The 22,516-nt window shown below is 74.9% G+C and carries 24 protein-coding genes; 14 read left to right on the top strand and 10 right to left on the bottom strand.

Features of this window, described 5'->3' with window-relative positions; genetic code table 11:
* Positions 1-2: 2 nt before the first annotated feature.
* The 3 genes from PHK61_RS10100 (at position 3) to PHK61_RS10090 (ending at position 2,523) form a co-directional block, all read left to right on the top strand.
* Entirely contained in the window at positions 3-1,322 is a 1,320-nt protein-coding gene (locus PHK61_RS10100; RefSeq protein ID WP_274280832.1) for a lyase family protein, read from the top strand.
* Positions 1,319-1,729 (top strand): 4-carboxymuconolactone decarboxylase, encoded by a 411-nt coding sequence (gene pcaC / locus PHK61_RS10095; RefSeq protein ID WP_274280831.1) that lies wholly within the window; start codon positions 1,319-1,321, stop codon positions 1,727-1,729. The genes PHK61_RS10100 and pcaC overlap by 4 nt, the downstream gene beginning before the upstream one ends.
* A 107-nt stretch (positions 1,730-1,836) precedes the next feature.
* The gene (locus PHK61_RS10090) at positions 1,837-2,523 is read left to right on the top strand and encodes a hypothetical protein (protein WP_274280830.1); all 687 of its coding nucleotides are present in this window, start codon (positions 1,837-1,839) and stop codon (positions 2,521-2,523) included.
* A gap of 15 nt (positions 2,524-2,538) precedes the next feature.
* Here the strand turns inward: PHK61_RS10090 and PHK61_RS10085 are convergent, their stop codons facing one another.
* Positions 2,539-3,060, bottom strand: coding sequence for an FBP domain-containing protein (locus PHK61_RS10085; protein WP_274280829.1), 522 nt, complete (start codon positions 3,058-3,060; stop codon positions 2,539-2,541).
* Positions 3,061-3,192: 132 nt separating this feature from the next.
* On the opposite strand from PHK61_RS10085, the gene PHK61_RS10080 reads away from it, so the two are divergent.
* Entirely contained in the window at positions 3,193-5,229 is a 2,037-nt protein-coding gene (locus PHK61_RS10080) for an MFS transporter (protein WP_337993949.1), read from the top strand.
* Positions 5,230-5,256: 27 nt separating this feature from the next.
* Here the strand turns inward: PHK61_RS10080 and PHK61_RS10075 are convergent, their stop codons facing one another.
* Positions 5,257-6,123 (bottom strand): YceI family protein, encoded by an 867-nt coding sequence (locus PHK61_RS10075; RefSeq protein WP_274280828.1) that lies wholly within the window; start codon positions 6,121-6,123, stop codon positions 5,257-5,259.
* Positions 6,120-7,079, bottom strand: coding sequence for an MSCRAMM family protein (locus tag PHK61_RS10070; RefSeq protein ID WP_274280827.1), 960 nt, complete (start codon positions 7,077-7,079; stop codon positions 6,120-6,122). The genes PHK61_RS10075 and PHK61_RS10070 overlap by 4 nt, the downstream gene beginning before the upstream one ends.
* Before the next feature lie 140 nt (positions 7,080-7,219).
* Between PHK61_RS10070 and PHK61_RS10065 the strand changes: the two genes are divergently transcribed.
* Together PHK61_RS10065 and PHK61_RS10060 are read left to right on the top strand one after the other, a co-directional pair.
* The gene (locus PHK61_RS10065; RefSeq protein ID WP_274280826.1) at positions 7,220-8,476 is read left to right on the top strand and encodes an acyl-CoA dehydrogenase family protein; all 1,257 of its coding nucleotides are present in this window, start codon (positions 7,220-7,222) and stop codon (positions 8,474-8,476) included.
* Between the two features lie 45 nt (positions 8,477-8,521).
* Positions 8,522-9,427: a DMT family transporter gene (locus PHK61_RS10060; protein ID WP_274280825.1), complete on the top strand. Its 906-nt coding sequence runs from the start codon at positions 8,522-8,524 to the stop codon at positions 9,425-9,427.
* On the opposite strand, the gene PHK61_RS10055 is transcribed toward PHK61_RS10060, so the two are convergent.
* The 4 genes from PHK61_RS10055 to PHK61_RS10040 form a co-directional block, all read right to left on the bottom strand.
* Positions 9,399-9,719: a DUF202 domain-containing protein gene (locus tag PHK61_RS10055; protein WP_274280824.1), complete on the bottom strand. Its 321-nt coding sequence runs from the start codon at positions 9,717-9,719 to the stop codon at positions 9,399-9,401. The genes PHK61_RS10060 and PHK61_RS10055 overlap by 29 nt on opposite strands.
* Positions 9,716-10,078, bottom strand: coding sequence for a YidH family protein (locus PHK61_RS10050; protein WP_274280823.1), 363 nt, complete (start codon positions 10,076-10,078; stop codon positions 9,716-9,718). The genes PHK61_RS10055 and PHK61_RS10050 overlap by 4 nt, the downstream gene beginning before the upstream one ends.
* Before the next feature lie 77 nt (positions 10,079-10,155).
* Positions 10,156-10,338 carry a hypothetical protein gene (locus tag PHK61_RS10045; protein WP_274280822.1) on the bottom strand — a complete coding sequence of 61 codons (183 nt, stop codon included), beginning with the start codon at positions 10,336-10,338 and terminating at the stop codon, positions 10,156-10,158.
* A 56-nt stretch (positions 10,339-10,394) separates the two neighbouring features.
* Complete coding sequence (locus PHK61_RS10040; RefSeq protein ID WP_274280821.1) at positions 10,395-11,480, bottom strand: sulfite oxidase; 1,086 nt, start codon at positions 11,478-11,480, stop codon at positions 10,395-10,397.
* Positions 11,481-11,710: 230 nt separating this feature from the next.
* Here PHK61_RS10040 and PHK61_RS10035 point away from each other — a divergent pair, with 230 nt between their 5' ends.
* From PHK61_RS10035 to PHK61_RS10025, 3 genes are all read left to right on the top strand, one after another.
* Positions 11,711-11,881 carry a hypothetical protein gene (locus PHK61_RS10035; protein WP_274280820.1) on the top strand — a complete coding sequence of 57 codons (171 nt, stop codon included), beginning with the start codon at positions 11,711-11,713 and terminating at the stop codon, positions 11,879-11,881.
* A 494-nt stretch (positions 11,882-12,375) separates the two neighbouring features.
* A complete protein-coding gene (locus tag PHK61_RS10030; RefSeq protein ID WP_274280819.1) occupies positions 12,376-13,503 on the top strand; it encodes a hypothetical protein in 1,128 nt (375 codons plus the stop codon).
* A 2-nt stretch (positions 13,504-13,505) separates the two neighbouring features.
* Positions 13,506-14,135 carry a flavin reductase family protein gene (locus PHK61_RS10025; protein ID WP_274280818.1) on the top strand — a complete coding sequence of 210 codons (630 nt, stop codon included), beginning with the start codon at positions 13,506-13,508 and terminating at the stop codon, positions 14,133-14,135.
* Here PHK61_RS10025 and PHK61_RS10020 read toward each other — a convergent pair.
* Positions 14,105-14,533 (bottom strand): acyl-CoA thioesterase, encoded by a 429-nt coding sequence (locus PHK61_RS10020; protein WP_274280817.1) that lies wholly within the window; start codon positions 14,531-14,533, stop codon positions 14,105-14,107. The two genes, PHK61_RS10025 and PHK61_RS10020, sit on opposite strands and share 31 nt — an antisense overlap.
* A gap of 51 nt (positions 14,534-14,584) precedes the next feature.
* On the opposite strand from PHK61_RS10020, the gene PHK61_RS10015 reads away from it, so the two are divergent.
* The 3 genes from PHK61_RS10015 to PHK61_RS10005 are packed head-to-tail and all read left to right on the top strand — an operon-like array spanning position 14,585 to position 17,329.
* Positions 14,585-15,640, top strand: coding sequence for an LLM class F420-dependent oxidoreductase (locus PHK61_RS10015; RefSeq protein ID WP_274280816.1), 1,056 nt, complete (start codon positions 14,585-14,587; stop codon positions 15,638-15,640).
* 11 nt (positions 15,641-15,651) lie between these two features.
* Entirely contained in the window at positions 15,652-16,104 is a 453-nt protein-coding gene (locus PHK61_RS10010; RefSeq protein WP_274280815.1) for a MaoC family dehydratase, read from the top strand.
* A gap of 13 nt (positions 16,105-16,117) precedes the next feature.
* Complete coding sequence (locus PHK61_RS10005) at positions 16,118-17,329, top strand: acetyl-CoA C-acetyltransferase (protein ID WP_274280814.1); 1,212 nt, start codon at positions 16,118-16,120, stop codon at positions 17,327-17,329.
* Between the two features lie 203 nt (positions 17,330-17,532).
* Here PHK61_RS10005 and PHK61_RS10000 read toward each other — a convergent pair whose 3' ends face one another.
* Positions 17,533-18,312, bottom strand: coding sequence for an enoyl-CoA hydratase/isomerase family protein (locus PHK61_RS10000; RefSeq protein ID WP_274280813.1), 780 nt, complete (start codon positions 18,310-18,312; stop codon positions 17,533-17,535).
* 373 nt (positions 18,313-18,685) lie between these two features.
* On the opposite strand from PHK61_RS10000, the gene PHK61_RS09995 reads away from it, so the two are divergent.
* Both PHK61_RS09995 and PHK61_RS09990 read left to right on the top strand, forming a co-directional pair.
* Positions 18,686-19,207 carry a MarR family winged helix-turn-helix transcriptional regulator gene (locus PHK61_RS09995; protein WP_274280812.1) on the top strand — a complete coding sequence of 174 codons (522 nt, stop codon included), beginning with the start codon at positions 18,686-18,688 and terminating at the stop codon, positions 19,205-19,207.
* The gene (locus PHK61_RS09990; RefSeq protein ID WP_274280811.1) at positions 19,204-21,816 is read left to right on the top strand and encodes an MFS transporter; all 2,613 of its coding nucleotides are present in this window, start codon (positions 19,204-19,206) and stop codon (positions 21,814-21,816) included. Before PHK61_RS09995 ends, PHK61_RS09990 begins: the two co-directional genes overlap by 4 nt.
* Before the next feature lie 48 nt (positions 21,817-21,864).
* On the opposite strand, the gene PHK61_RS09985 is transcribed toward PHK61_RS09990, so the two are convergent.
* Positions 21,865-22,347, bottom strand: a complete 483-nt coding sequence (locus PHK61_RS09985) for an inorganic diphosphatase (protein ID WP_274280913.1) — start codon at positions 22,345-22,347, stop codon at positions 21,865-21,867.
* Between the last annotated feature and the right edge of the window lie 169 nt (positions 22,348-22,516).

The following is a 22,516-nucleotide window of genomic DNA, read 5'->3' as shown; positions in this document are numbered from 1 at the left end:
CGGTGACCGACCGCCCCGGCCTGTTCGATCCCGTGCTCGCGCGCGGCGGGGCCCGGGCAGCGGTCGCCGACGAGGCGTGGGTCGCGGCGCTGCTCGAGGTCGAGGCCGCGCTGGCCCGGGCCGCCGCCGACGTCGGCACCCTGGAGCGGGCCGACGCCGACGCGATCGCCGAGGCCTGCCGCCTCCCCGTCGACCCCACCGCGCTGGGTGAGGAGGCGGCGGCGTCGGGCAACCCGGTCGTGCCGCTGGTGACCCGGTTGCGGGCGCGGCTCGAGGGCTCCGCCGCCTCGGGCGTCCACCGCGGTGCCACCAGCCAGGACGTCGTGGACACCGCGGCGATGCTGGTCGCCCGCCGGGCCGTCGCGGCGATCACCGCCGACCTCGCGGCCGCCGCCGACGCCGCCGCCGGCCTCGCCGCGGCGCACCGCGACCGTCCCGCGGCCGGGCGCACGCTGCTCCAGCAGGCCGCGCCGATCACCGCCGGGCTCCGGTTCGCGGGGTGGTGCGCCGGCCTCGACGACGCCGCCCGCGCGTTGGCGGCGTGGCGCCCCGCAGTGCAGCTCGGCGGGGCGGTCGGCACGCTGGCGGCGTTCGACGGGCACGGGCGGGCGATCCGCGCGGCGCTGGCCCGGCACCTGGACCTCGCCGAGCCCGTCCTCGCCTGGCACACCGAGCGCGGGCGCGTCGCCGAGCTCGCCGGGCTGCTCGGGCGCGCCGGCACCGCGGTCGGCTCGGTGTCGACCGATCTGGTGCTGCTCGCGCAGACCGAGGTCGGCGAGGTCCGCGAGGACGTCCCGGGCCGGGGTGGCTCGTCCACCCTGCCGCACAAGCGCAACCCGGTCGCCGCGGTGTCCGCCCGCGCCGCCGCGGTCGCCGCGCCGGGGCTGGTGGCCTCGGTGCTCACCGGCGCGTCGCTGCACGAGCACGAGCGCGCCGCGGGTCCCTGGCACGCCGAGTGGGGCCCGCTGCGCGAGCTCCTGCGCACCGTCGGGTCCGGCGCCTCCTGGCTGGCCGACGCGCTGGGCCACCTCGTCGTCGACACCGACCGGGTCGCGGCGTCGCTCGACGCCACCGGCGGCCTGCTGCTCGCCGAGCAGGCCACGACCGGTCTGCGCGCCCGGCTGGGGCACGCGGCGGCCAAGGAGCTCGTCACCCACGCGGCCGCCCGCGCCCAGGACGAGGGCCGTCCGTTCGCCGAGGTCCTGGGCGAGGCGGTCGGCGAGGACACCGACACCCTGCTCGACCCCGCCCGCGCCGTGGGCGAGGCGGCCGCGCTCGTCGACGACCTGCTGCAGTCCCGCGCGAGGAAGGACCACCCGTGAGCCCCCATCCCTCCACCGGGCAGTGGGACCCCGCCGGCGAGGAGGTGCGCCGGGCGGTGCTCGGCGACGACCACGTCGACCGGGCGGTCGCGAACACCGACGACGTCACCGCCGACTACCAGGACTTCATCACCCGCTACGCCTGGGGCGGCATCTGGACCCGACCCGGTCTCGGGCGCCGCGAGCGCAGCATCGTGACGCTCTCGGTGCTCGCGGCCCTGCACCACGACGGCGAGCTGGGCATGCACGTCCGCGCCGCCCGCCGCAACGGGCTGACCCGCGAGGAGATCCAGGAGGTCCTGCTCCAGGTCGGTGTGTACGCCGGGGTGCCCGCGGCCAACCGCGCCTTCGCCGTGGCGCAGCGCGTGCTCGGCGAACTGGCCGAGACGGGCGAGGACGGCACCTGACCCGCGCCGCGCCGGGCCGTCGTGGACGCCACTACCGTGGGCGGACGAGCCAGTACGGTCCGGTGGGCAGTCCACGGGGGCCAGACGTGACACGACGGGCGGGGGCGATGGAGCGCGCGGGAGCGGCACCGGCGGCGAGCCGCCGGTACAGGGCACGACGCGCGCTGGTGGCGGGCGCGCTGGCCGCCGCGGCCCTCGTGGCGACCGCCTGCTCCTCGGGCCCGTCGGCGGGCACGCCGCCGATCCCGGAGTTCCCCGGCCCGGGCGCCGCACCGGTCACCAGCGCGCCGCCGCCGCGCAACAGCATCCTGCCCACCGAGTGCGACCAGGTGCTGGCCTCCGACCAGGTGCCGAACTACCTCGGGCTCCCGCTCGGGTCGGTGCGGGTGTCGGCGCTGCGTGACGTGCCCGCCCCGTCGGTCGGGCGGCTCGAGCGCGTCACCTGCAACTACACCTCGCTCGGCGGGCCGGGCGCGCCGCCGGCGAACACGCTGCTGCTCAAGATGCTGACCAGCGGCTACACCGACCCGCAGGCCGCTGCGGCCCAGTCACGGGTCAACCGTGACGCGCAGGCGAGCGCGGGGGTCCCGGCCCAGCCGGTGCCGCTGGGCGCGGCCGAGGCGGTCTACTACCCGGACCCCGACGGCCCGGTCCTCGTCGTGGTCTACGGCCGCGTGACGGCGAGCTTCACGCTCAGCCCCGACCGGCCGATACCCATGGACCAGGCCCAGCCGGTGCTCGTCGACTTGGCGCTGCGGGCGCTGCCGGTGCTGGTCCCGCAGTCGGGTTCGTGAGACGGCGGTCCTGACTCACGCGGGTGTGCGCGCCGCGTCCTCGCTGCCGCGCACGGCGGCGAGGAACCCGTCCACGCGCACCCGCAGGCCGGCCACCCGCTCCTCGACCGGCAGGCCGAGGTCGGGCGTGACGCTCGCGGAGGGCTTGCGCTCGAGGCGGGTCGTGGCGGGGCAGGCCAGGTCGGTGCAGACGTAGGTGCCGACGCTGTTGCCCTCGCGGCCGGCGGACCCGGCGCGCGCCGCGGTGACGAGCGTGACCTCGCCGTCGGTGTGGGTGGTGCGGCACAGCGCGCACATCGCCGTGCGCCGGGCGCCGCCACCCGCGGCGGGACGCAGCAGCACCCCGGTCACCGCGCCCTCGTGCAGGGTCACGAGGTAGGCCCGTTGCGGCATGCGCGGGTCCGTCCAGCCCGCGAACTCGACGGTCTCGAGGTCGGTGCCGACGACGGCGTCGGCGACCGTCATCCGCTTCGCGTCGCCCTTCGAGCAGTTGATCATCGAACGGCGCACGGCGTCGTCCGTGAGCAGGGTGGTCATGGCGTCCTCCGTGGTGCGGGCCGCCCGGCACGCTACCGACGCCCGCGAGCCGTTTCCCGGTCGACGACCTCACACCGCGCCCACGCCGCGCCGTGCTTATAGTTGCCCGAACCTAACGAGTTCGGAGGCGACGTGGCGAACAGGGTGGGGGAGGGGCATCCGGCCCCGGCGGTGGCGCACCTGGGCCCGCGGTACAAGTGGATCGCGCTGACGAACACGACGCTGGGTGTGCTGATCGTGACGATCAACATGTCGATCCTGCTCATCGCGCTGCCCGACATCTTCCGCGGCATCGCGCTCGACCCGTTGCGGCCCGAGAACATCAGCTACCTGCTCTGGCTGATCATGGGGTACCTGGTGGTGACGGCCGTCCTCGTCGTGACCTTCGGCCGGGTCGGCGACATGTACGGCCGCACGCGCATGTACACGCTCGGGTTCGCCGTGTTCACCGTGTTCTCGATCCTGCTGGCCGTCACGTGGCTGCAGGGCGACGCCGGCGCCATCTGGCTGATCAGCATGCGCGTCCTGCAGGGCATCGGCGGGGCGCTGCTGCTGGCGAACTCCACCGCGATCCTCACCGACGCCTTCCCCGCCCGGCAGCGGGGCCTCGCGCTCGGCATCAACTCGATCGCGGCGATCGCCGGCTCGTTCCTCGGCCTGATCATCGGCGGGGTGCTCGCCCCGGTGGCCTGGCACCTGGTGTTCGTCGTGTCCGTGCCGATCGGCGTAGGCGGCACGATCTGGGCCTGGGCGAAGCTGCAGGAGACCAGCGAGCGCCACGCGGGCCGCATCGACTGGTGGGGCAACGTCACCTTCGCCGTCGGCCTCGTCGCGGTGCTCATGGGCATCACGTACGGCATCCAGCCCTACGGCGGGCACGTCATGGGCTGGACCAGCCCGACGGTGCTCGTCTGCCTCGTCGGCGGCGTCGTGGTGCTCGCGGCGTTCGTGGCGATCGAGCGGCGCGTCGCGCACCCGATGTTCCACCTGTCGCTGTTCGGCATCCGCTCGTTCACGGCCGGCAACGTCGCGAACCTGCTCTCCGCGCTCGGGCGCGGCGGCCTGCAGTTCATCCTCATCATCTGGCTGCAGGGCATCTGGCTGCCGCGGCACGGCTACGACTACGAGTCCACACCGCTGTGGGCCGGCATCTACATGGTCCCGCTGACCATCGGCTTCCTCATCGCCGGGCCGGTGTCGGGGATGCTCTCCGACCGCCACGGCGCCCGCTGGTACGCCGCGGGCGGGATGCTCGTGGCCGCCGCCAGCTTCCTGCTCATGGGCTTCCTGCCGGTCGACTTCCCGTACCCGCTGTTCGCGGTCCTGCTCGGGGTCAACGGGCTGGCGATGGGCCTGTTCTCCTCGCCCAACCGCGCCTCGATCATGAACAGCGTGCCCGCGCGCCAGCGCGGTGCGGCGGCGGGCATGACCGCCACCTTCATGAACGGCGCGACCGTGCTCTCGATCGGCATCTTCTTCTCGATGCTGATCCTGGGGCTCGCCGCGACGCTGCCGGGTGCGCTGTTCGGCGGGCTCACCGGCCAGGGCGTCCCCGCCGACGTCGCGGGGCGCATCGCCGAGCTCCCGCCGGTCAGCACCCTGTTCGCCGCGCTGCTGGGCTACAACCCGATCGAGACGCTGCTCGGTCCCGGCGTGCTGGCCCAGGTCGGGCCGCAGCAGGCGGAGTTCCTGACCGGCCGCAGCTTCTTCCCCGAGCTGATCTCCGGGCCCTTCGCCGACGGCCTGTTCCTCGCGCTCGGCTTCGCCGCCGCGTGCTGCCTCGTCGCGGCGATCGCCTCGCTGTTCGACGGCGCGAAGCCCTCGCTCGCGGAGGCGGAGGCGCCGGGGGAGGCGCTGGGGCAGGAGGACGACCCCGCGCCCGCGCCCCGACCCGTCGCGGTGGCGGGCCGCATCCTCGCGCCCGACGACGGCCCCGCGGCGGCGGTGCTCACGCTCGTCGACGCCGGCGGGCACGAGGCCGACCGCGCGACCACCGACGACGACGGGCACTTCACGCTGCACGCCGACGGGCGCGCCGGCGACTACCTCGTGATCGCCAGCCCCCGCGGGCGCGGCGCCGCGGCCCCGGCCGTCACCCGCGTGACGGTCGACGGCGCGCCGGTGCACCTCGACGTCGTGCTCCGCGAGCGGGCGGCGCTGCCGCGCTGACGGGCTTGCGCGGCCGGACCCCCGTGCTCAGGCGGTCGCGCGCACGGCCTCGATGTCGATCTCGATGCGCAGGGTGCGCCCGACCGCGACGATGCCGGCGATCACCGACTGGTTCCACCGGATGTCGAAGTCGTCGCGGGAGAGCTGGGTGGTCGCCGAGAAGCCCGCGCGCTCGCCGCCCCAGAGGTCGGGCCCCGCGCCGTGGTAGACCACGTCGAGGTCGACGGTGTTGCGCACGCCCTTGAGCAACAGGTCGCCGGTCATCGTCCAGTGGTCCGGCGTGTGCCCGGTGATCGCGGTCGACGTGAAGTCGATGCGCGGGAACGCGAGGACGTCGAGGAAGTCGCCCGCGCGCAGGTGCTGGTCGCGGGTGTCGTCGTCGGTGTCGACGCTCGCGGGGTCGATGGCGGCCTGCACGCGCGTGCTCGCGAGGTCGGCGCCCATCTCGATCGCGCCGGTGAAGCGGCGCAGGCGGCCGTGCACCTTGGTGATGCCCAGGTGGAACGCCGACGCGGCGATCCGCGAGTGCACGGGGTCGATCTCCCAGCGCCCGGGGGCGGGCAGGGAGAGCGCGCCCGAGCGGGTCAGCACCACGCGCCCGAGGTCGCCGGACCCGGCCAGCGGGCGCGCCGCCGGGGTGTGCCCGACCGCCGAGGTGATCACGGTCGCCGGCCCTTCGGGCAGCCCCTCGACGAGGAACGTGCCGTCGCCGCCGACCGGGGTCCCGCCGACCTGGGTGCCGGCGGCGTCGATCACCGTCACCACGGCGAACGGCACCGGCCACCCGTCGCTGGTGACGGCGGCGCCGCGCACCCAGCCGCCGCCGCGCGCCCTGCCGGTGTCACGACCGGCATCACTGTCGGTGACCCCGCCGGCGGCGTGCCCGGAGCTCACCGGCGCTCGCCGCCCGACGGGCTGCGTGGTTCGGAGGAGGCCTCCTCGTGCTGCCCGTGACGCCCGCCGAACCCGTTCCCGGCCGCGGCGCCGTCGTCCCCGCGCGGGGCGTCCGGGCGGGGCGGCGGTTCGGCGCCGGCGGGCGTGTCGACGGCCGGCGGCACGAGGCTCAGCACGACGTCCGAGGGGTGGCCCGGGCCGATCTCGATCTCCGAGGCCACCGGGGCGTAACCGCTGGCGGTGATCGTGTAGACGCCGTGGGCGACGTCGTCGAAGCGGAACGACCCGTCCTCGCCGGTGACCCGCGAGCCGACCACGTGGCCGTCCTCGCTGACCAGCGTGGCCAGGGCCTCGGCCACCGGACGCCCCGCGCCCGCGGACCGCACGGTGCCGGACAGCTGCGTGCGGGTGGCCAGCGCGACGTCGTGCGCGACGTGGCCCTCGGCCGGCACGCGGACGGTCTCGGCGACCGGCGCGAGGCGCGGCGCGGCGGCGGTGAGCGTGTAGGAGCCCTCGGTGAGGTCGGCGAACCGGTAGCCGCCCTCGGGGCCGGAGCGGGTGACGGCGACGACGGTGCCGCGCACGTCGGTGAGGGTGAGGACCACGTCGCCCCAGCCGCTGAGGCCGGTCCCGGCGCCGTTGGTGCCCACCGCGTGGCGGACGCCGACCGTGCCGCCGAGCGTGGCGCCGCCGCCGGCGAGGCCGACGTCGTGGCGCAGCGGGCGGTCGGCGACGGCCACGAGCGAGGCCTGCGGCTGGTGGGTCGACGAGGCGCAGATGACCAGGTAGGTCCCACCCGTGGGCGGTACGAGCTGGTAGTGGCCGCCCTCGTCGGCGGCCGCGCGGTCGAGCTGGTCACCGGAGAGGTCGCACAGCGTCAGCGCCGCACCGGGTACCGCTGCGCCGTCGCCCCGCGTCACCCGACCGAAGATCATGATCGGTTCCTGACCGTCCACCGACGTCCACCTCTCCCGCCCGCGCCCGCGTCCTGCGCGCCCCGTCGTCCGCAATTGCTTGGATAGTACAAGCATCATCTCGGACGGGCTCACCAGCGACCGGATGGCGCCCGGACGGTGGTGCGGTCCAATCTGGAGGCATGCCCGAGCTCCCGTCGGACTTCCCGGCGCTGCCGCGTCCCGCGCTCGACCTCGCCCCGGATCGGGACGCGATCGCCGACTTCTACGACTACGCCGACCTGCTGACCGCCGACGAGACCGCGACGCTGCACCGCCTGCGCTCCTACCTCGCGCAGGACGTCGCCCCGCTCGTCGAGGAAGCCTGGGAGCGCGCCGAGTTCCCGATGCAGCTGGTCAAGGGCTTCGCGGCCCTCGACCTCGCGGGCCTGCCCTACGGGCTCGGCGCGAGCACCGACGAGCCCGCGCGGCGGCTGTTCCTCGGGTTCCTGGCCGCCGAGATCGCGCGCGTCGACCCGTCGGTGAACAGCTTCTTCGGCGTCCACTCCGGGCTCGCCATGGGCTCGATCTGGGCGGGCGGCACCGAGGAGCAGCGGCAGCGCTGGCTGCCGGCCATGGCGCGGATGGAGACGATCGGGGCGTTCGGGCTCACCGAGCCCCACGGCGGCTCCGACGTCGCCGGGGGCATGGAGACCACCGCGCGCCGCGACGGCTCCGGTCCCGACGCGGCGTGGGTGCTCGACGGCGACAAGCGCTGGATCGGCAACGCGACGTTCGCCGACCTCATCGTCATCTGGGCCAAGGACCTGGAGACGGACGAGGTGCGCGGGTTCGTGGTGCCGCGCGACACCGAGGGCATGACGATCGCCAAGATCGAGGGCAAGACGGCGCTGCGGATCGTCCAGAACGCCGACATCGCGCTGCGCGGCGTGCGGGTGCCCGACGACCACCGCCTCGCGGGCGGGACCGGCACGTTCGCCGACGCCGGCGGGGTCCTGCGGGTCACGCGGGCCAACGCGTCGTGGGGTGCGACCGGCACGCAGATGGGCGCCTACGAGTACGCCCTGGACTACGCGCGGCAGCGCGAGCAGTTCGGTCGCCCGATCGCCGGCTTCCAGCTCATGCAGGAGCTGCTCGTGCAGATGCTGGGCAACGTGACGGCGTCGCTCGGCATGGCGGTGCGCAACGCCCAGCTCCTCGACGCCGGGCGCGGGTCGGACGCGCACTCGTCGCTGGCCAAGGAGTTCTGCGCGACCCGCATGCGCGAGACCGTCTCCTGGGCCCGCCAGCTCGTCGGCGGCAACGGGGTGCTGCTCGCCAACGGCGTCGCGCGCTACTTCGCCGACGCCGAGGCCCTGTACTCCTTCGAGGGCACCCGCGAGATGAACACGCTCATCGTCGGCAAGGCGGTCACCGGCCAGAGCGCGTTCGTGCGCTGAGGGTCGGGTAGACATCGCCGTGCCCCTCGTCCCGGAGCCCCGCGCGTGACCGCCGACTCGTCCATCGCGGTCGCCCTCGCCTGCTGCTCCGCGCTCGCCTACGCGCTCTCGGCGGCCCTGCAGCGGCGCGAGACCGGCCGCACCGTCGACAGCAGCGAGCACGCCGGCGCCGGACTGCCGTTCTTCGGGGCCCTGCTGCGGCGGCCCTGGTGGTGGGGCGGCGTCGCGGCGATGGTCGTCGGGGCGATGATCCACGTCGTCGCGCTCGGCTTCGGCTCGATCACGCTGGTCCAGCCGATCGGGGTGACCGCGCTGATCCTCGCGTTGCCCCTCGACGCGTGGCTGGAGAAGCGGCGGATCCACCGGGCGGAGTGGGTCGGCGCCGTGGTGCTGGTGATCGGGCTGGCCGGGCTGTTCGGGCTGGCCGAGCACCAGCCGTCGGAGACACCCCCGGACGCCGACCTGGTGCTCGGGACGGTCGTGGTCGTCCTCGTGCTGGCGGCGGTGGTCGCCGTGGCCAGCGGCCGTGCCCCGCCCGTGCCCCGGGCCGTGGTCCGCGCCGCGGTGTCGGGCCTGTGCGCGGGCGCGACGTCGGGACTGGTCCGTGTCACCTTCCGGCTGGTCCAGGACGGGCGCTCGCCGTGGCTGATCGCCGCCGTGCTGGGCGCGGCGACGATCCTGCCCGTGGCCTCGATCCTGCTGCTCCAGACCGCCTACCGCGACGGCGGGCTCGACGCCGGCCTGTCGACCCAGATCACCGTCGACCAGGTCGCCGCGATGGCGATCGGGATCGTCGTGCTCGGGGAACGGTTCTCGCTGGGGGTCTCGGGCTCGGTCCTGGCCGCGCTCAGCGCGGTCGTCGCGGTGACCGGCCTCGTCACGCTCATCCGCTCCGGGCCTACCCCGGAGCAGCGGGTGCGGGCTACGGCAGGGACAGCACCACACCCGTGACCAGCGCCAGGAGCGCCACCGCGCCGCCGAGCAGCGGGACCGCCCGGTCGGCGGCCAGCGGAGAGGGCAGCGGGGCGTGGCTGATCCGGGCGGTGCGCCACCGGCCGTAGAGCGCGACGACCACCGCGAGGACCGCCGCCGCGGCGGCCAGGACGAGCGACGGGCCGGGGCCGTCGTGGGTGAGCTCGCGGACCGCGAGCAGCACCGCGTTCGCGCCGACGCCCAGCGACGTGCGGCTCCACGCGAGGCCCGTCCGCTCGGCCTGCAGCCCCGCGTCGGAGGGCGAGGTCACGCGAACGCCCGCAGCCCGACGAGCACGAGCCCGAACAGGGCGAGCACCACGAGCCCGCCGGCGAGCACCCAGGGCAGGCGCTGGCGGGGCAGGGGCCGACCGCGCCGGATGGCGAACTCCACCCCGCGCCAGCGCAGGACACCGCCGGCGGCCGTCACGACCGCGAGCGCCGCGAGCAGCCCGCCCACCACCCCGCGGGTGCCCGGCACGGCGAACTCGGGGAGCAGCTGCACCACGGCCACGCCGGCGGCGAGCAGCGACAACGAGGTCCGCAGCCAGGCGAGGAACGTCCGCTCGTTCGCGAGGGTGAAGCGGTAGTCCGGCTCGTGCTCGGGTTCCTCGTCGGGCGCCTGGTCCACGCACCACCCCCGGATGTAGGAACATTTGTCCCCGGCATCGTGCCCGATCGCCCTCCCCCGTGCTCGGACCGGACCGCTCAGAGGAGCCCGGGCGCCAGCACCACCACCATGCCGTTGGTCTGCGGGCTCGTCGGTGGTGCCGTGCCCTGCGCGGCCAGGAACAGGACCACGGCCAGCACCACCAGCACGGCCAGCAGCACCGCGATCAGCACACCGATCGACGGGCCGCGACCCGTCGATCCCCGGGAGTTCGTGCTCATGAGGTCCTCCTCCGGCCCACGTCCACGACCGGGGCGGGTGCCCGCTGGGCGTCGGCTCACCCGTCCCGTGCCGCGACCGCGTGCAGCGTCACGCGGGCCCAGGAGTTGTTGACGTAGCCCTTGGGGTTCCACAGCTCGGCGGGGTCGGCGGGCTGCACCCCGCCCGCGGAGTCCCAGGCGCGGGCGACGACGCGGGTCGTGCCGGCGGGCAGGTCCAGGTCGATGTGCCAGTGCCGCCAGCTCCAGCGGCTCGCCTGCGGGTCGAGGTCGGCCTCGGTCCACGTCGCGCCGTCGTCGGTGGAGACGTCGACCCGCACCACGGTCCGGTCCCCGCCGGCCAGCGCGTACCCGGTGACCGGGACGGTCCCCGCCGGGACCTCGGCGCCGTCGGCGGGCGACAGCACGTCGGCGTTGACCGCGATCGGGCCGAGCGCCACGCCCCGTCCCGGCGCGGGCGAGGCGTCGGCGGGCAGGAGGCGGTAGGCGACCGCCTGGTAGAAGCCCGACGACGGGGCGTCCGCGACGGTGATGCGCTCGAGCCACTTGACGCTGCGGGCCCCGATCCAGCCGGGGACGACGACGCGCACCGGAGCGCCGTGGGCGGCGGGCAGCGCCGCGTCGTTCATCGACCAGGCCAGCAGCACCTCCGACGCCAGCGCCTTCTCGAGCGGGACGGACACCGTGTAGGGCTCGCCGGGCTCGTCGGCGACGTCGGCGCCGGTGAGGACGACGTCGGTGGCGGCCGGGTCGACGCCCACGTCGCGGAGCACGTCGGCGAGGCGCGCGCCGGCCCACCGGGCGGTGCCCGTGGCGCCCGGGCCCCAGGGGATCTCGCCCGGGAGGTCGGCGACCTCGATCAGCCCCGCCCGGCGGTTGCCCGCGCACTGCAGCGTGACGACCTCGGCGTGCTCGGCGAAGCGCTCGCGCAGCGCCCCGAGCGAGAACGTCGCCGGACGCTCGACCATCCCGTCGACGCGCAGCGCCCACGACGCGGGGTCGATCCGCGGCAGGTCGGCGGCGTGGTTGCGGTGGTAGAAGACCTCGACGGGGGTCAGGTCGCGGCCGGCGAGGGCGGTCCGCACCGGCTCGGCGTTGTGGGGCTGCGACGAGTGGACGGTCATCTCCGCCGGGTGGGTGTCCATGCTCCTCCTGGGATCGACGACACCGGGTGAGGGCCGCGCCGGGCCGATTGATCCGACCGGGTGGACCTCGGATCCGGGATCGTGATCGACCCTTCCGAACCCGGGCGAGCTGATCTCCACACGACCGTGGTCGGTGCCATGTTCCCAGCTCAGGGGCCGAATCACACGCGTGGCAGTGAAATCGGTGTGCCCGTCGGCACCCCCCCGGACGGAGTCGTAGGGTGCCGCACATGTCGCAGACGCCGATCTACGAGGAAGTCCGCCGGGCGTTCGGTCGAATCGACCGCGGCTTCGAACGGCGTGCCTTCCGCGAGGACGGGGCGGGCGGGAGCGAGGAACGCCCCTCGCGGCCCGTCATGCTGCGGGGCAACGGCGGCCGACACCGGCGCTCGGGCGACTGACCAGCCGTCGCGGGTCGATCTCGCCGGGTGACGCGGGACCCGCGCCGTCCGGGACCCGTCCGTAGCCGCACGACCGCGGCCGGTGGCCTTCCCGGGGCCCCGACCGCGCGCCGTCGAGGCCGTGGGGCAGGGTTGGGGGCGGCCCGGCCGGTGCCGGCGGGCGCATCGTCGAGGTCAGCGAGGGCACGATGAGCGAGCAGTCCGGACCCCCCGGGTCCCGCGGCCGACACGCCGCGCCCGGGCCGGATCCCGCCGACGACGCCGCCCCGCCGGCCTCCGGACGTCACGGCGCGGACCAGGACGGCCAGGCCCGACCGCCCGCGGGCGGCGCACCCGGGTGGTCCGGTCCCGCCCAGTCCGCTCCCGCCCAGTCCGCTCCTGCCCAGTCCGCTCCCGCCCAGTCCCCTCCCGCGGGTCCGCCCCGGCACGGAGCGCCCCAGCACGGGTCTCCCCCGTACGGGGCGCCGCCCGGCGCCGCGCCGCCCGGCTCGCCGATGCCGTCGCGGCCCGGGGGCCCGGCCGGCGCCCCGCAGGGTCCGCCGCCGGGAGCCGGTCCGCCGGGCCCGCCGCCCGGCGCGTACGGCCGCCCCTCGCCCGCTCCGCCCGGCTCCTACGGCGCGCCCGGCCCCGGCGACGCCCCGAACGGCCGGTCCGGGCCCGGGCGCCCGCCCGCCGACGCCCCGACACGGGCGGCCGCGCCGTCCGAGGCGCCGACCACGCACGCCGCGACCCCCCACGCCGCGACCCCCCACGCCGCCGCGACGGTCACGTCGAAGCTGTCGGTCGTGAAGCTCAGCGGCGGCGCCGCCGCGGCCGTGACGACGGCGGGGGTGGGTTCGTTCGTCGGCGGCGCGATGGGCACGGTCGCCGGAGCGGGGATCGCCGCCGTGATCACCACGGTCGGCGACGCCGTCTACCAGCGCTCGATCGAGCGGACCCGCGACCACGTCCGCACCCGCCTGCGCGTCCGCCGGCCCGGGGACATCCCGGGCGCGAGCACGCCGGCGGGCGACCGCACCGTGGTGGCGAGCGCGATGTCCTCCGGGAACGGCGCCGACGACCGCACCCGGATCACAGGCGCCGCCCCGGACGACACCCCGACGATGATCATCGGGTCGGGTGCGGGATCGGAGGACGCCACGCAGGTCGTCGGCCCCGGCACGCGCGTCCTGTCGCCCGGCGACGACGAGGCGACCGCGTTCGTCGGCAGCCCCGGCGGCCCGGACGACCCGGGCGGCGGCGGTGGAGGCGGCGACGACGGTGACGGCGACGAGCCGCCGCGCCGCGCCCCGTGGAAGCGCTACGCCCTGCTCGCGGCCACCGCGTTGCTGATCTTCCTGATCGCCATGCTCGCCATCACGGGCATCGAGCGGATCAAGGGCTCGCCGCTGTCGGGCGGGGAGTCGGGCACGAGCGTCGGGTCGGTGATCGGCACGGCCCCGACCACCTCCACGGAGCCGTCGTCCCCCGAGACCACGACGAGCTCCCCGGACGGCGGGCGCACCACGACGTCGGAGGCGCCGGCGAGCGGCAGCGAGGAGACCAGCGAGCCGGAGTCGACGACCACCACGTCGCGCGCCCCGCAGCTGGTCCCCAGCGGCGTCCTGCCGGGTGACAACTAGCCGTGCGCACCGACTTCGACCCGGAGGCCGTGGGGGCCCGCGGCGTCTACAAGCTGCTGACCGCGGTGATCGTGCCGCGCGCGATCGCCTGGGTGGTGACGCGCTCGGCCGACGGCGTCGACAACCTCGCGCCGCACTCGTTCTTCACCGTGGCGAGCACCGACCCGCCGGTCGTGCAGTTCACGTCGGTGGGGGAGAAGGACTCGCTGCGCAACGCCGCGGACACCGGGGAGTTCACGGTGTGCCTGACGTCCGAGCCGATGCTCGAGCACATCAACGCCACCGCCACCGACTTCCCGGCGCACGAGAGCGAGATCGACGCGACCGGCCTGACCCGCGAGCCGTCGCTGCACGTGACGACGCCGCGGATCGCCGAGTCGCCGGTGGCGCTGGAGTGCCGTCTCGAGCGCACCGTCGAGGTCGGCAACTGCACGCTGGTGCTCGGCCGGGTCGTGCACATCGCGGTGTCCGACGACGTGCTGGTCGACGGCCGGCCCGACGCCCGGCGGCTCGCGCCGCTCGCGCGCCTCGGGGGCGACGAGTGGTCGACGCTCGGCGAGGTCGTCGCGACCCCCCGCATCCGCTACCGCGACTGGCCCGGTCACTTCTCCGGGGAGTCGTCGAGCAGCTGAGCGCCCTCCGGGTCGGCCAGGGCCCGGAGGCGTCCCCGCGGGTCGGCGACGAGGCGTCGGGTGGTGTGGTCGAGCAGCCCCATCGTGCCGGTGATCGTCGCGGCGACGACGTCCCGGCGCCGCAGCTCGATGTCCATCCGGAAGGTCTTGCCCTGCCCGAAGCGCAGGTCGAGCACGATGTCGACCTCGTCCCCGGCGCGCAGCTCGGCGAGGAACCGCACGGTCGTCTCGAGGATCACGGGGCCGATCCCGGCGTCGGCGAGGTCGGTGATCTCGATGCCGAGCGACCGGATCGTCTCGGTCCGGCCGTGCTCGCCGTACTGGTGGTACACCGCGTGGTTGACGTGCCCGTTGGCGTCGCACTCGTAGCCGCGCACCGTCACCGTCGTCGTGAACACCCGGTCTCCTCCTGCCGCCCGTGATCGTCGCGATCGTGGCAGGCTGCGCGCGTGCGCATCGGGATGGGGCTGAACTACAGCGGCGGCTTCGAGGAGACGGTGGCCGAGCTGGCCGAGCACGAGGCGGCGGGACTCGACATCGCGTTCGTGCCCGAGGCCTACAGCTTCGACGCGGTGAGCCAGCTCGGCTTCATCGCCGCGCGGACGAGCCGGCTCGAGATCGCCTCGGGCATCCTGCAGATCTACACCCGCACCCCGTCGCTGACGGCCATGACCGCGGCGGGCCTCGACTACGTCTCCGGCGGGCGCTTCACGCTCGGGATCGGGGCGTCGGGCCCGCAGGTCATCGAGGGCTTCCACGGCGTGCGCTACGACGCCCCGCTGGGCCGCACCCGCGAGATCGTCGACATCTGCCGGCAGGTGTGGCGCCGCGAGAAGGTGCAGCACTCCGGGCGCTACTACGACATCCCCCTGCCCGCCGACCAGGGCACCGGGCTCGGCAAGCCGCTGAAGATCATCAATCACCCGGTGCGCGACCGGATCCCGATCGTCCTCGCCGCGATCGGCCCGAAGAACGTGGCGCTGACCGCCGAGATCGCCGAGGGCTGGCTGCCGATCCTCTTCGTGCCCGAGCGCGCGCACGAGGTGTGGGGCGAGTCGCTGGAGGCCGGCAAGGCCAAGCGGGACCCGTCGCTCGGCGCGCTGCAGACCTACCTCCAGGCGTCGCTGTGCATCACCGAGGACGCCGACACCGCGCAGCAGATGCTCGACGGCATGCGCCCGTTCGTCGCGCTCTACGTCGGGGGCATGGGCGCCAAGGGCAAGAACTTCTACAACGAGCTCGCCCAGCGCTACGGCTACGAGGAGGAGGCCGCGAAGGTCCAGGACCTCTATCTCGACGGCAAGAAGGACGAGGCCGCGGCGGCGGTGCCCGAGGACCTGGTCAGGGCGATGTCGCTGATCGGGCCGCGCTCCTACGTCGCCGAGCGGCTGCAGGCGTTCGCCGGCGCCGGCGTCACGACGATCAACGTCACGCCCCTCGCGGGGACACCGGCCGAGCGGGTGTCGTTGGTCGGGCAGGTCAAGGAACTCGCCGCCGATCTCTAGGAGCGCCTCCCATGCGTGTGTTCGCCGACGTCGAAGAGCTGCGTGCTGCCGTGGGGGAGGACCTCGGCACGAGCGAGTGGGTCACGGTCGACCAGCACCGCGTCGACATCTTCGCCGACGCCACCGACGACCATCAGTGGATCCACGTCGACCCGGACGCCGCCGCGAAGGGCCCGTTCGGGAAGACCGTCGCCCACGGCTTCCTCACCGTCGCCCTCATGCCCAAGTTCGGCTGGGACACCTTCGAGGTGAAGGGGGTGTCGATGACCGTGAACTACGGCCTGAACAAGGTGCGGTTCCCGGCGCCCGTGCCCGTGCCCAGCCGTGTGCGAGGTCACTGCCGTCTGGTGGACGTCTCCGACGTCCCGAACGGCGTGCAGGCGACGATCGGGGGGACGGTGGAGATCGAGGGATGGCCCAAGCCGGCGTGCGTCGCCGAGGTCATCCTGCGGTACGCGTACTAGGAGGAGGTCGGCCGTGGCCGATGCGGTGATCTGTGAGCCCCTGCGGACGCCGGTGGGCGGGTTCGGGGGTGCGCTGCGCGACGTGGCGCCCCAGACGCTGGCGGCGACGGTGATCCGGGAGCTGGTGTCGCGGACGGGGATCACCGCCGATCAGATCGACGACGTCGCGTTCGGGCACTGCTACCCGACGATGGACGCGCCGGCGATCGGCCGCGTCGCGGCGCTGGACGCGGGCCTCGAGGTGACGGTGCCGGGCATCCAGGTCGACCGGCGCTGCGGGTCGGGGCTGCAGGCGGTGCTCTACGCGGCGATGGCGGTGCAGACCGGCGGGGCGTCGCTGGTGCTCGCCGGCGGCGCGGAGTCGATGTCGGGCGCGTCGTACTACACCGCGGCGCCGCGCTGGGGCACCAAGGCCGGCGGCTTCGAGATGAAGGACGCGCTGGCCCAGGGCCGGGTGCACGCGGGCGGGAAGGACCACCCGGTGTGGGGCGGGATGATCGAGACCGCGGAGAACGTGCGGCAGCGGTACGCGATCGGTCGCGAGGAGCAGGACCGGCTGGCGGTGCGCTCGCACGAGAAGGCGACCGCGGCGGTCAAGGACGGGCGCTTCGCCGACGAGCTGGTGGCGGTGACGGTGCCCGGGCGCCAGTCGGACACGATCGTCGACGCCGACGAGCACATCCGTCCGGACGCGTCGCTGGAGTCGCTGGCGAAGCTGCGTCCGATCATGGGCAAGCAGGACCCGGACGCCACCGTGACCGCGGGGAACGCGTCGGGGCAGAACGACGGCGCCGCGGTGTGCATCGTGACGACGCCGGCGAAGGCCGAGCAGCTGGGGCTGCGGCCGCTGGCCCGGCTGGTGTCGTGGGGGCTGGCCGGTGTCGGTCCCGAGGTGATGGGGATCGGGCCGGTGCCGGCCACCGCCGCTGCTCTGGACCGGGCGGGGCTGTCGCTGGCCGACCTCGACGTGATCGAGCTGAACGAGGCGTTCGCCGCCCAGGCGCTCGGGGTCGGGCGGGAGTGGGGGATCGACCTGGTCACCGACGACCGCGTGAACCCCAACGGCTCGGGCATCTCGCTGGGCCACCCGGTCGGCGCCACCGGGGTGCGGATCCTGACGACGATGGTGCGCGAGATGGACCGCCGCGAGGCGCGCTACGGGCTGGAGACGATGTGCATCGGCGGCGGCCAAGGCCTCGCCGCCGTCTTCGAACGGGTCGCCTGAGGTTCGAGCGATGCGGCATCGCTGGCGTGTGACGCCAGGATCGCCACATCCTCGCCGACGCGACACGCCGAGGGCCGTCCGATCGCACGGGGCTGTCAGCGATCAGGGGAGCACGCCGAGAGGGACCACGCTGGCGTCGAACGTCAGGAAAGCCGCCGGGCGCCCGGCGGAGCACACGGGACCCGGACGCGCTCCCCCGACCGTCAGCGCCCCTTCCACTCCGGCGCCCGGCGCTCGCGGGCGGCCGCCGCGCCCTCGGCGGCATCCTCGGTGGCACCGGCCACGCGGCGCATCGTCTCGCCGAAGCGGATCGCCTCGGTCGCCGGCAGGTCCGGGGCCCGGCGCGCCATCTCCTTGATGGCGCGCTGGGCCAGGGGCGCGCCGGCGAGCAGGCGGTCGGCGAGCGCGCGGGCCTCGCTCATCAGGTCGTCATGCGGTACGACCCGCGACACCAGCCCCATCTCGCGCGCCCGCTCGGCATCCACCCGCTCGCCGGTGAGCAGCAGCTCCATCGCCGGCTGCCAGCCGATGCGCTGGGGCAGCCGGATCGCGCCGACGATCGTGGGGATGCCCAGGCGCACCTCGGGGAAGCCGAACGTCGCGTTCTCGCTGGCGACGACGAGATCGCACCAGGTCACGAGCGTCAGCCCGTAGCCCAGGCAGTGCCCGTTCACGGCCGCGATCACGGGCTTGAAGATCTCCCAGCCGCTCTCGAACGAGTTGACGGTCGGGCGCTCCCAGAACGAGCCGGGGAAGTCGCCGGCCGGGTTGCCCTCGCCTCGCGGGTCCGCGCCGACGCAGAAGGCGCGCCCCTCGCCGGTCACGATGCCGACCCACGCCTCGTCGTCGGCGCGGAAGCGGTCGAACGCCTCGTTGAGGCCCTCGCGCATCGCCCCGTCGATCGCGTTCAGCTTCTCCGGGCGGGAGTAGGTGATCGTCGCGACGTGCCCGTCGCGCTCGTAGGTGACGCGCTCGCTCTCCACGGAGCGATACCGTAGGGCGCGCCCGGCGCCTCGTCGGGAGCGAAGGGGCCCTTCGCCCGGAACGGTCCTCGCGCGAAGGGCGCGAGCGCCCGGCTCCCGGAGATCAGGGGCGACGGGGACGCCCTCGCGGACGTGTCGAGGTACGTGACGACGCCCGTGATCTCCGTGCCTGCGCGCGACGTCGGCATCGCGGCTCCCCGACGTCCCGGCGGTGCGCGCCCGCCCACCGTCCCTGCGAGCGACGGTTCCCTTCGCTCGACGACACCGCCGGCGACGCGGCGAGTGTGACGCGCTCGTCGGGGGGACCCGGCTGGCGCGCGGCGCAGGGGCAGGCGCATGCTTGTACGCAGCAACCGATTGTACGGAGCATGCAATGGAATCTTCCCGGCTCCCGGCGCCGCCGGGGGTGGACGACCGCTGGTTCGTCTCCGACCGCCTCGGACACCAGCTCATCCGCGTCATGCGCGCGGTGGAGCGGGCGAAGGCCGGGAAGTCCGTCGGGCCCGACGGGGTCGAGCGCGCCGCCTACGTGCTGCTCGCCCGGCTCGTGCTCGAGGGTCCCCGCCGGTCGAACGCGCTCGCCGAGTCCGTGCACTCGGACCCGTCGACGGTCAGCCGGCAGGTCGCCGGGCTGGTCCGCGCCGGGCTGGTCGAGCGTCGCCCGGACCCGGAGGACGGCCGCGCCACCCTGCTGGCGCCCACCGACGAGGGCCTGCGCGTGTTCCAGGCCAACCGCGACCGCCGCAACCGCGAGATCGGCACCATGACCGAGCACTGGGACGAGGCCGACCGGGTCCGCCTCGCCGACCTGCTCGAGCAGCTGGCCGGCGACCTCGAGCACCACCACGCCCTCACCCCGCCGTCGGCCGCCCTGCGCGGCCAGGAGGCCTCATGAGCACGCCCGCCGTCGCCGCGGCCCCACCCTCCACGGCCAGCGGCGGCTTCACCCACCGCCAGATACTCGTGACCCTCTCGGGGCTCATGCTGGGGATGTTCCTGGCCGCGCTGGACCAGAACATCGTCTCGACGTCGATCCGCACCATCGCCGACGACCTGCAGGGCCTGAACCTCCAGGCGTGGGCCACCACCGCGTACCTGATCACCGCGACGATCACGACGCCGCTGTACGGCAAGCTCTCCGACCTCTACGGGCGCCGCCCGTTCTTCCTGCTCGCCATCGGGCTCTTCGTGCTCGGCTCGGTGCTGTGCACGATCTCGACCTCGATGTACGAGCTGGCGGCCTTCCGCGCCGTGCAGGGGCTCGGCGCCGGCGGCCTCATGTCGCTGGCCCTGACGATCATCGGCGACATCGTCCCGCCGCGGGAGCGCGCCCGGTACCAGGGCTTCTTCCTAGCGGTGTTCGGCACGTCCAGCGTCATCGGCCCGGTCGTCGGCGGCTTCCTCGCCGGCCAGCAGGAGATCCTCGGCATCACGGGCTGGCGCTGGGTGTTCCTGGTCAACGTCCCGATCGGCGCGATCGCGTTCCTCGTCGTGTGGAACGTGCTGCGCCTGCCGCACACCCGCCGCGAGCACCGGCTCGACTTCCCCGGCGCGGCCGCGCTGGCCGTCGGTCTGGTGCCGCTGCTGATCGTCGCCGAGCAGGGCCGCGAGTGGGGCTGGGGCTCGACATCGGCGATCATCTGCTACGCCATCGGCGGCGTCGGCCTGATCTCCTTCTACCTCGCCGAGCGGGCCTACGGTGACGACGCGCTGCTGCCGCTGCGCCTGTTCCGCAACGGCGTGTTCAGCCTGACCTCGATCATCGCGATCATCACCGGCATCGGGATGTTCGGCGGCATCGCGATCGTGCCGCAGTACCTGCAGATCGTCACCGGCTCCGACCCGACGCAGGCGGGCCTGCAGATGATCCCGCTGGTCGGCGGCATCATGGTCGCCTCGATCGTCTCCGGTCAGCTGACCAGCCGGACCGGGCGCTACAAGATCTTCCCGGTGATCGGCCTCGCGCTGATGACCACCGGCATGCTGCTGTTCGGGTTCCGGCTGCACGCGGACACCCCGTACTGGGAGATCGCGCTGCTGATGGTCGTGTTCGGCCTCGGGCTCGGCAACTGCATGCAGACCCTCGTGCTCGCCGTGCAGAACGCCGTCCCGGCCCGGGACATGGGCGTCGCGACGGCGTCGGCCACCTTCTTCCGGCAGATGGGCGGCACGCTGGGCGTCGCGGTCTTCCTCTCGGTGCTCTTCTCGACCGTCGGCGACCGGATCCGCGACGCCTTCACCACGATCGCGCCGACACCGGGGTTCCAGACCGCCCTCACCGACCCCGCGGCGCTCGCGAACCCGGCCAACCAGGTCGCCTTCGACCCGGTGGCGGGCGCGGCGCAGGTCGCGCAGGACTCGTCGGTCCTGCAGCGGATGGACCCGCGCCTGGCCGAGCCGTACCTCGTCGGGTTCTCGAACGCGATGGACCTGGTCTTCCTCATCGCCGCCTGCGTGATCGCCGTCGGCTTCGTGCTCGTGCTGTTCCTGCGCGAGGTCCCGCTGCGCACCCAGTCCGGCATCCAGGCCCGCGACGCCGAGAGCGCCGCGGAGCCCGCGGCGACCGAGGCCGCCACCGCGACCGCGGTGAACGCCCCGGCCTCGGCGCCGCCGGTCGCGGCGCCGGGCGGCAACGGGTGGGGCCCGCCGGGCACCGCCGACGCCGGGCGGCACACCCGCACCGCCGGGCCGACCGTGCACGGGCGGATCACCGGCACGGGCGGCAGCCCGGTCACCGCACAGGACGAGGTCAGCGTCTCCCTGCACGGGCTCGACGGCGCCCCGATGGAGCGCACGGGGCTCGACGACCACGGCGGCTACACCCTCGTCGCCCCGGCGTCGGGCACCTACGTGCTGATCGCCGCGTCACCGCGGCGTCGCCCGTTCGCCGAGCTCGTCACGGTCGACGGCACGCCCGTGCGCCGCGACGTCGCCCTGGCCCGGGTCACCACGCTCGGCGGGCGCGTCACCGAGGCGGACGGGACGCCGGTCGCCGTGGCCACGGTGACCGTCACCGACGGCTCCGGCGGCGTGGTCGGCGTGCGCCGCAGCGACGCCGACGGCCTCTGGGACGCCGGGAAGATCGCGCCCGGCGGCTACACGCTGACCGTCCTCGCGCCCGGCCGTGCCCCGCAGGCCGAGCGGGTCGAGGTCGGCGACGACGGTGCCCGCCGCGACGTCACCGTGCCCGCGGCGCGGTACCCGCTGGCCGGGGCGGTGCGCGCCGCGGGCGGGGCGCCGGTGCCCGAGTCGCTGGTGGTGCTCGTCGGCCGGGACGGCGGCGTGGTGGCCTCGGCGGTCACGGGAGCCGACGGCCGGTTCCGCTTCGACGACCTCGCGCCGGGCAGACACATGCTCACCGCGAGCGGGTTCGCGCCGGTCAGCGAGCAGATCGTGGTGGACGGCGGCCCCGTGCGCAGCGACGTGACGCTGACGGTGACGCCCCCGCGGCCCGCCACGGCGGGACGCCACGAGGAGCCCGACCTCACCCCCACCGCGCGCTGACGCCGTCGCCGGGCGCCGGGACCGCGGTCCCGGCGCCGGCGCGGGGTCCTACTTCCCGGGCGCGCGCTCCAGGGACGCCTTGATCTCGGCCTCGGCCTCGGCCCGGCCGACCCACGAGGCGCCCTCGACGCTCTTGCCGGGCTCGAGGTCCTTGTAGACCTCGAAGAAGTGCTGGATCTCCAGGCGGTCGTACTCGGAGAGGTGGTGGATGTCGCGCAGGTGCTCCTGGCGCGGGTCGCCCGCGGGCACGCAGAGCACCTTGTCGTCGCCGCCGGCCTCATCGGTCATGCGGAACATGCCGATCGCGCGGGCGGACACGACGCACCCCGGGAACGTCGGCTCCTGGATGAGGACCAGCGCGTCGAGCGGGTCGCCGTCCTGGCCGAGCGTCTCCTCGATGTAGCCGTAGTCGGCCGGGTACTGCGTGGCCGTGAACAGCGTGCGGTCCAGCCGCAGCCGGCCGGTCGTCTTGTCCATCTCGTACTTGTTGCGGACCCCCTTGGGGATCTCGATCAGTACGTCGAACTCCACGGCGTCGTTCACCGCTCTCTGTGCTCGGTCGTCGTGTCCGTCGGCCCGCATGCCCGGGAGGACCCAGGGGTCGGCCGGGCGTCCTCGCCCTTCTCTAGTGTGGGGCACCGGCCCGGGTGACCCGGCACACCGTGGGGTGACCCGGACCTCGTCCGGGCGAGGTGAACAG

It is taken from the genome of Actinomycetospora lutea, from assembly GCF_028737205.1.
GTDB classification, from domain to species: Bacteria; Actinomycetota; Actinomycetes; order Mycobacteriales; family Pseudonocardiaceae; genus Actinomycetospora; species Actinomycetospora lutea.
The sequence above is the reverse complement of the archived record's forward strand: the minus strand, read 5'-3'. Positions and strand labels throughout refer to the sequence as shown.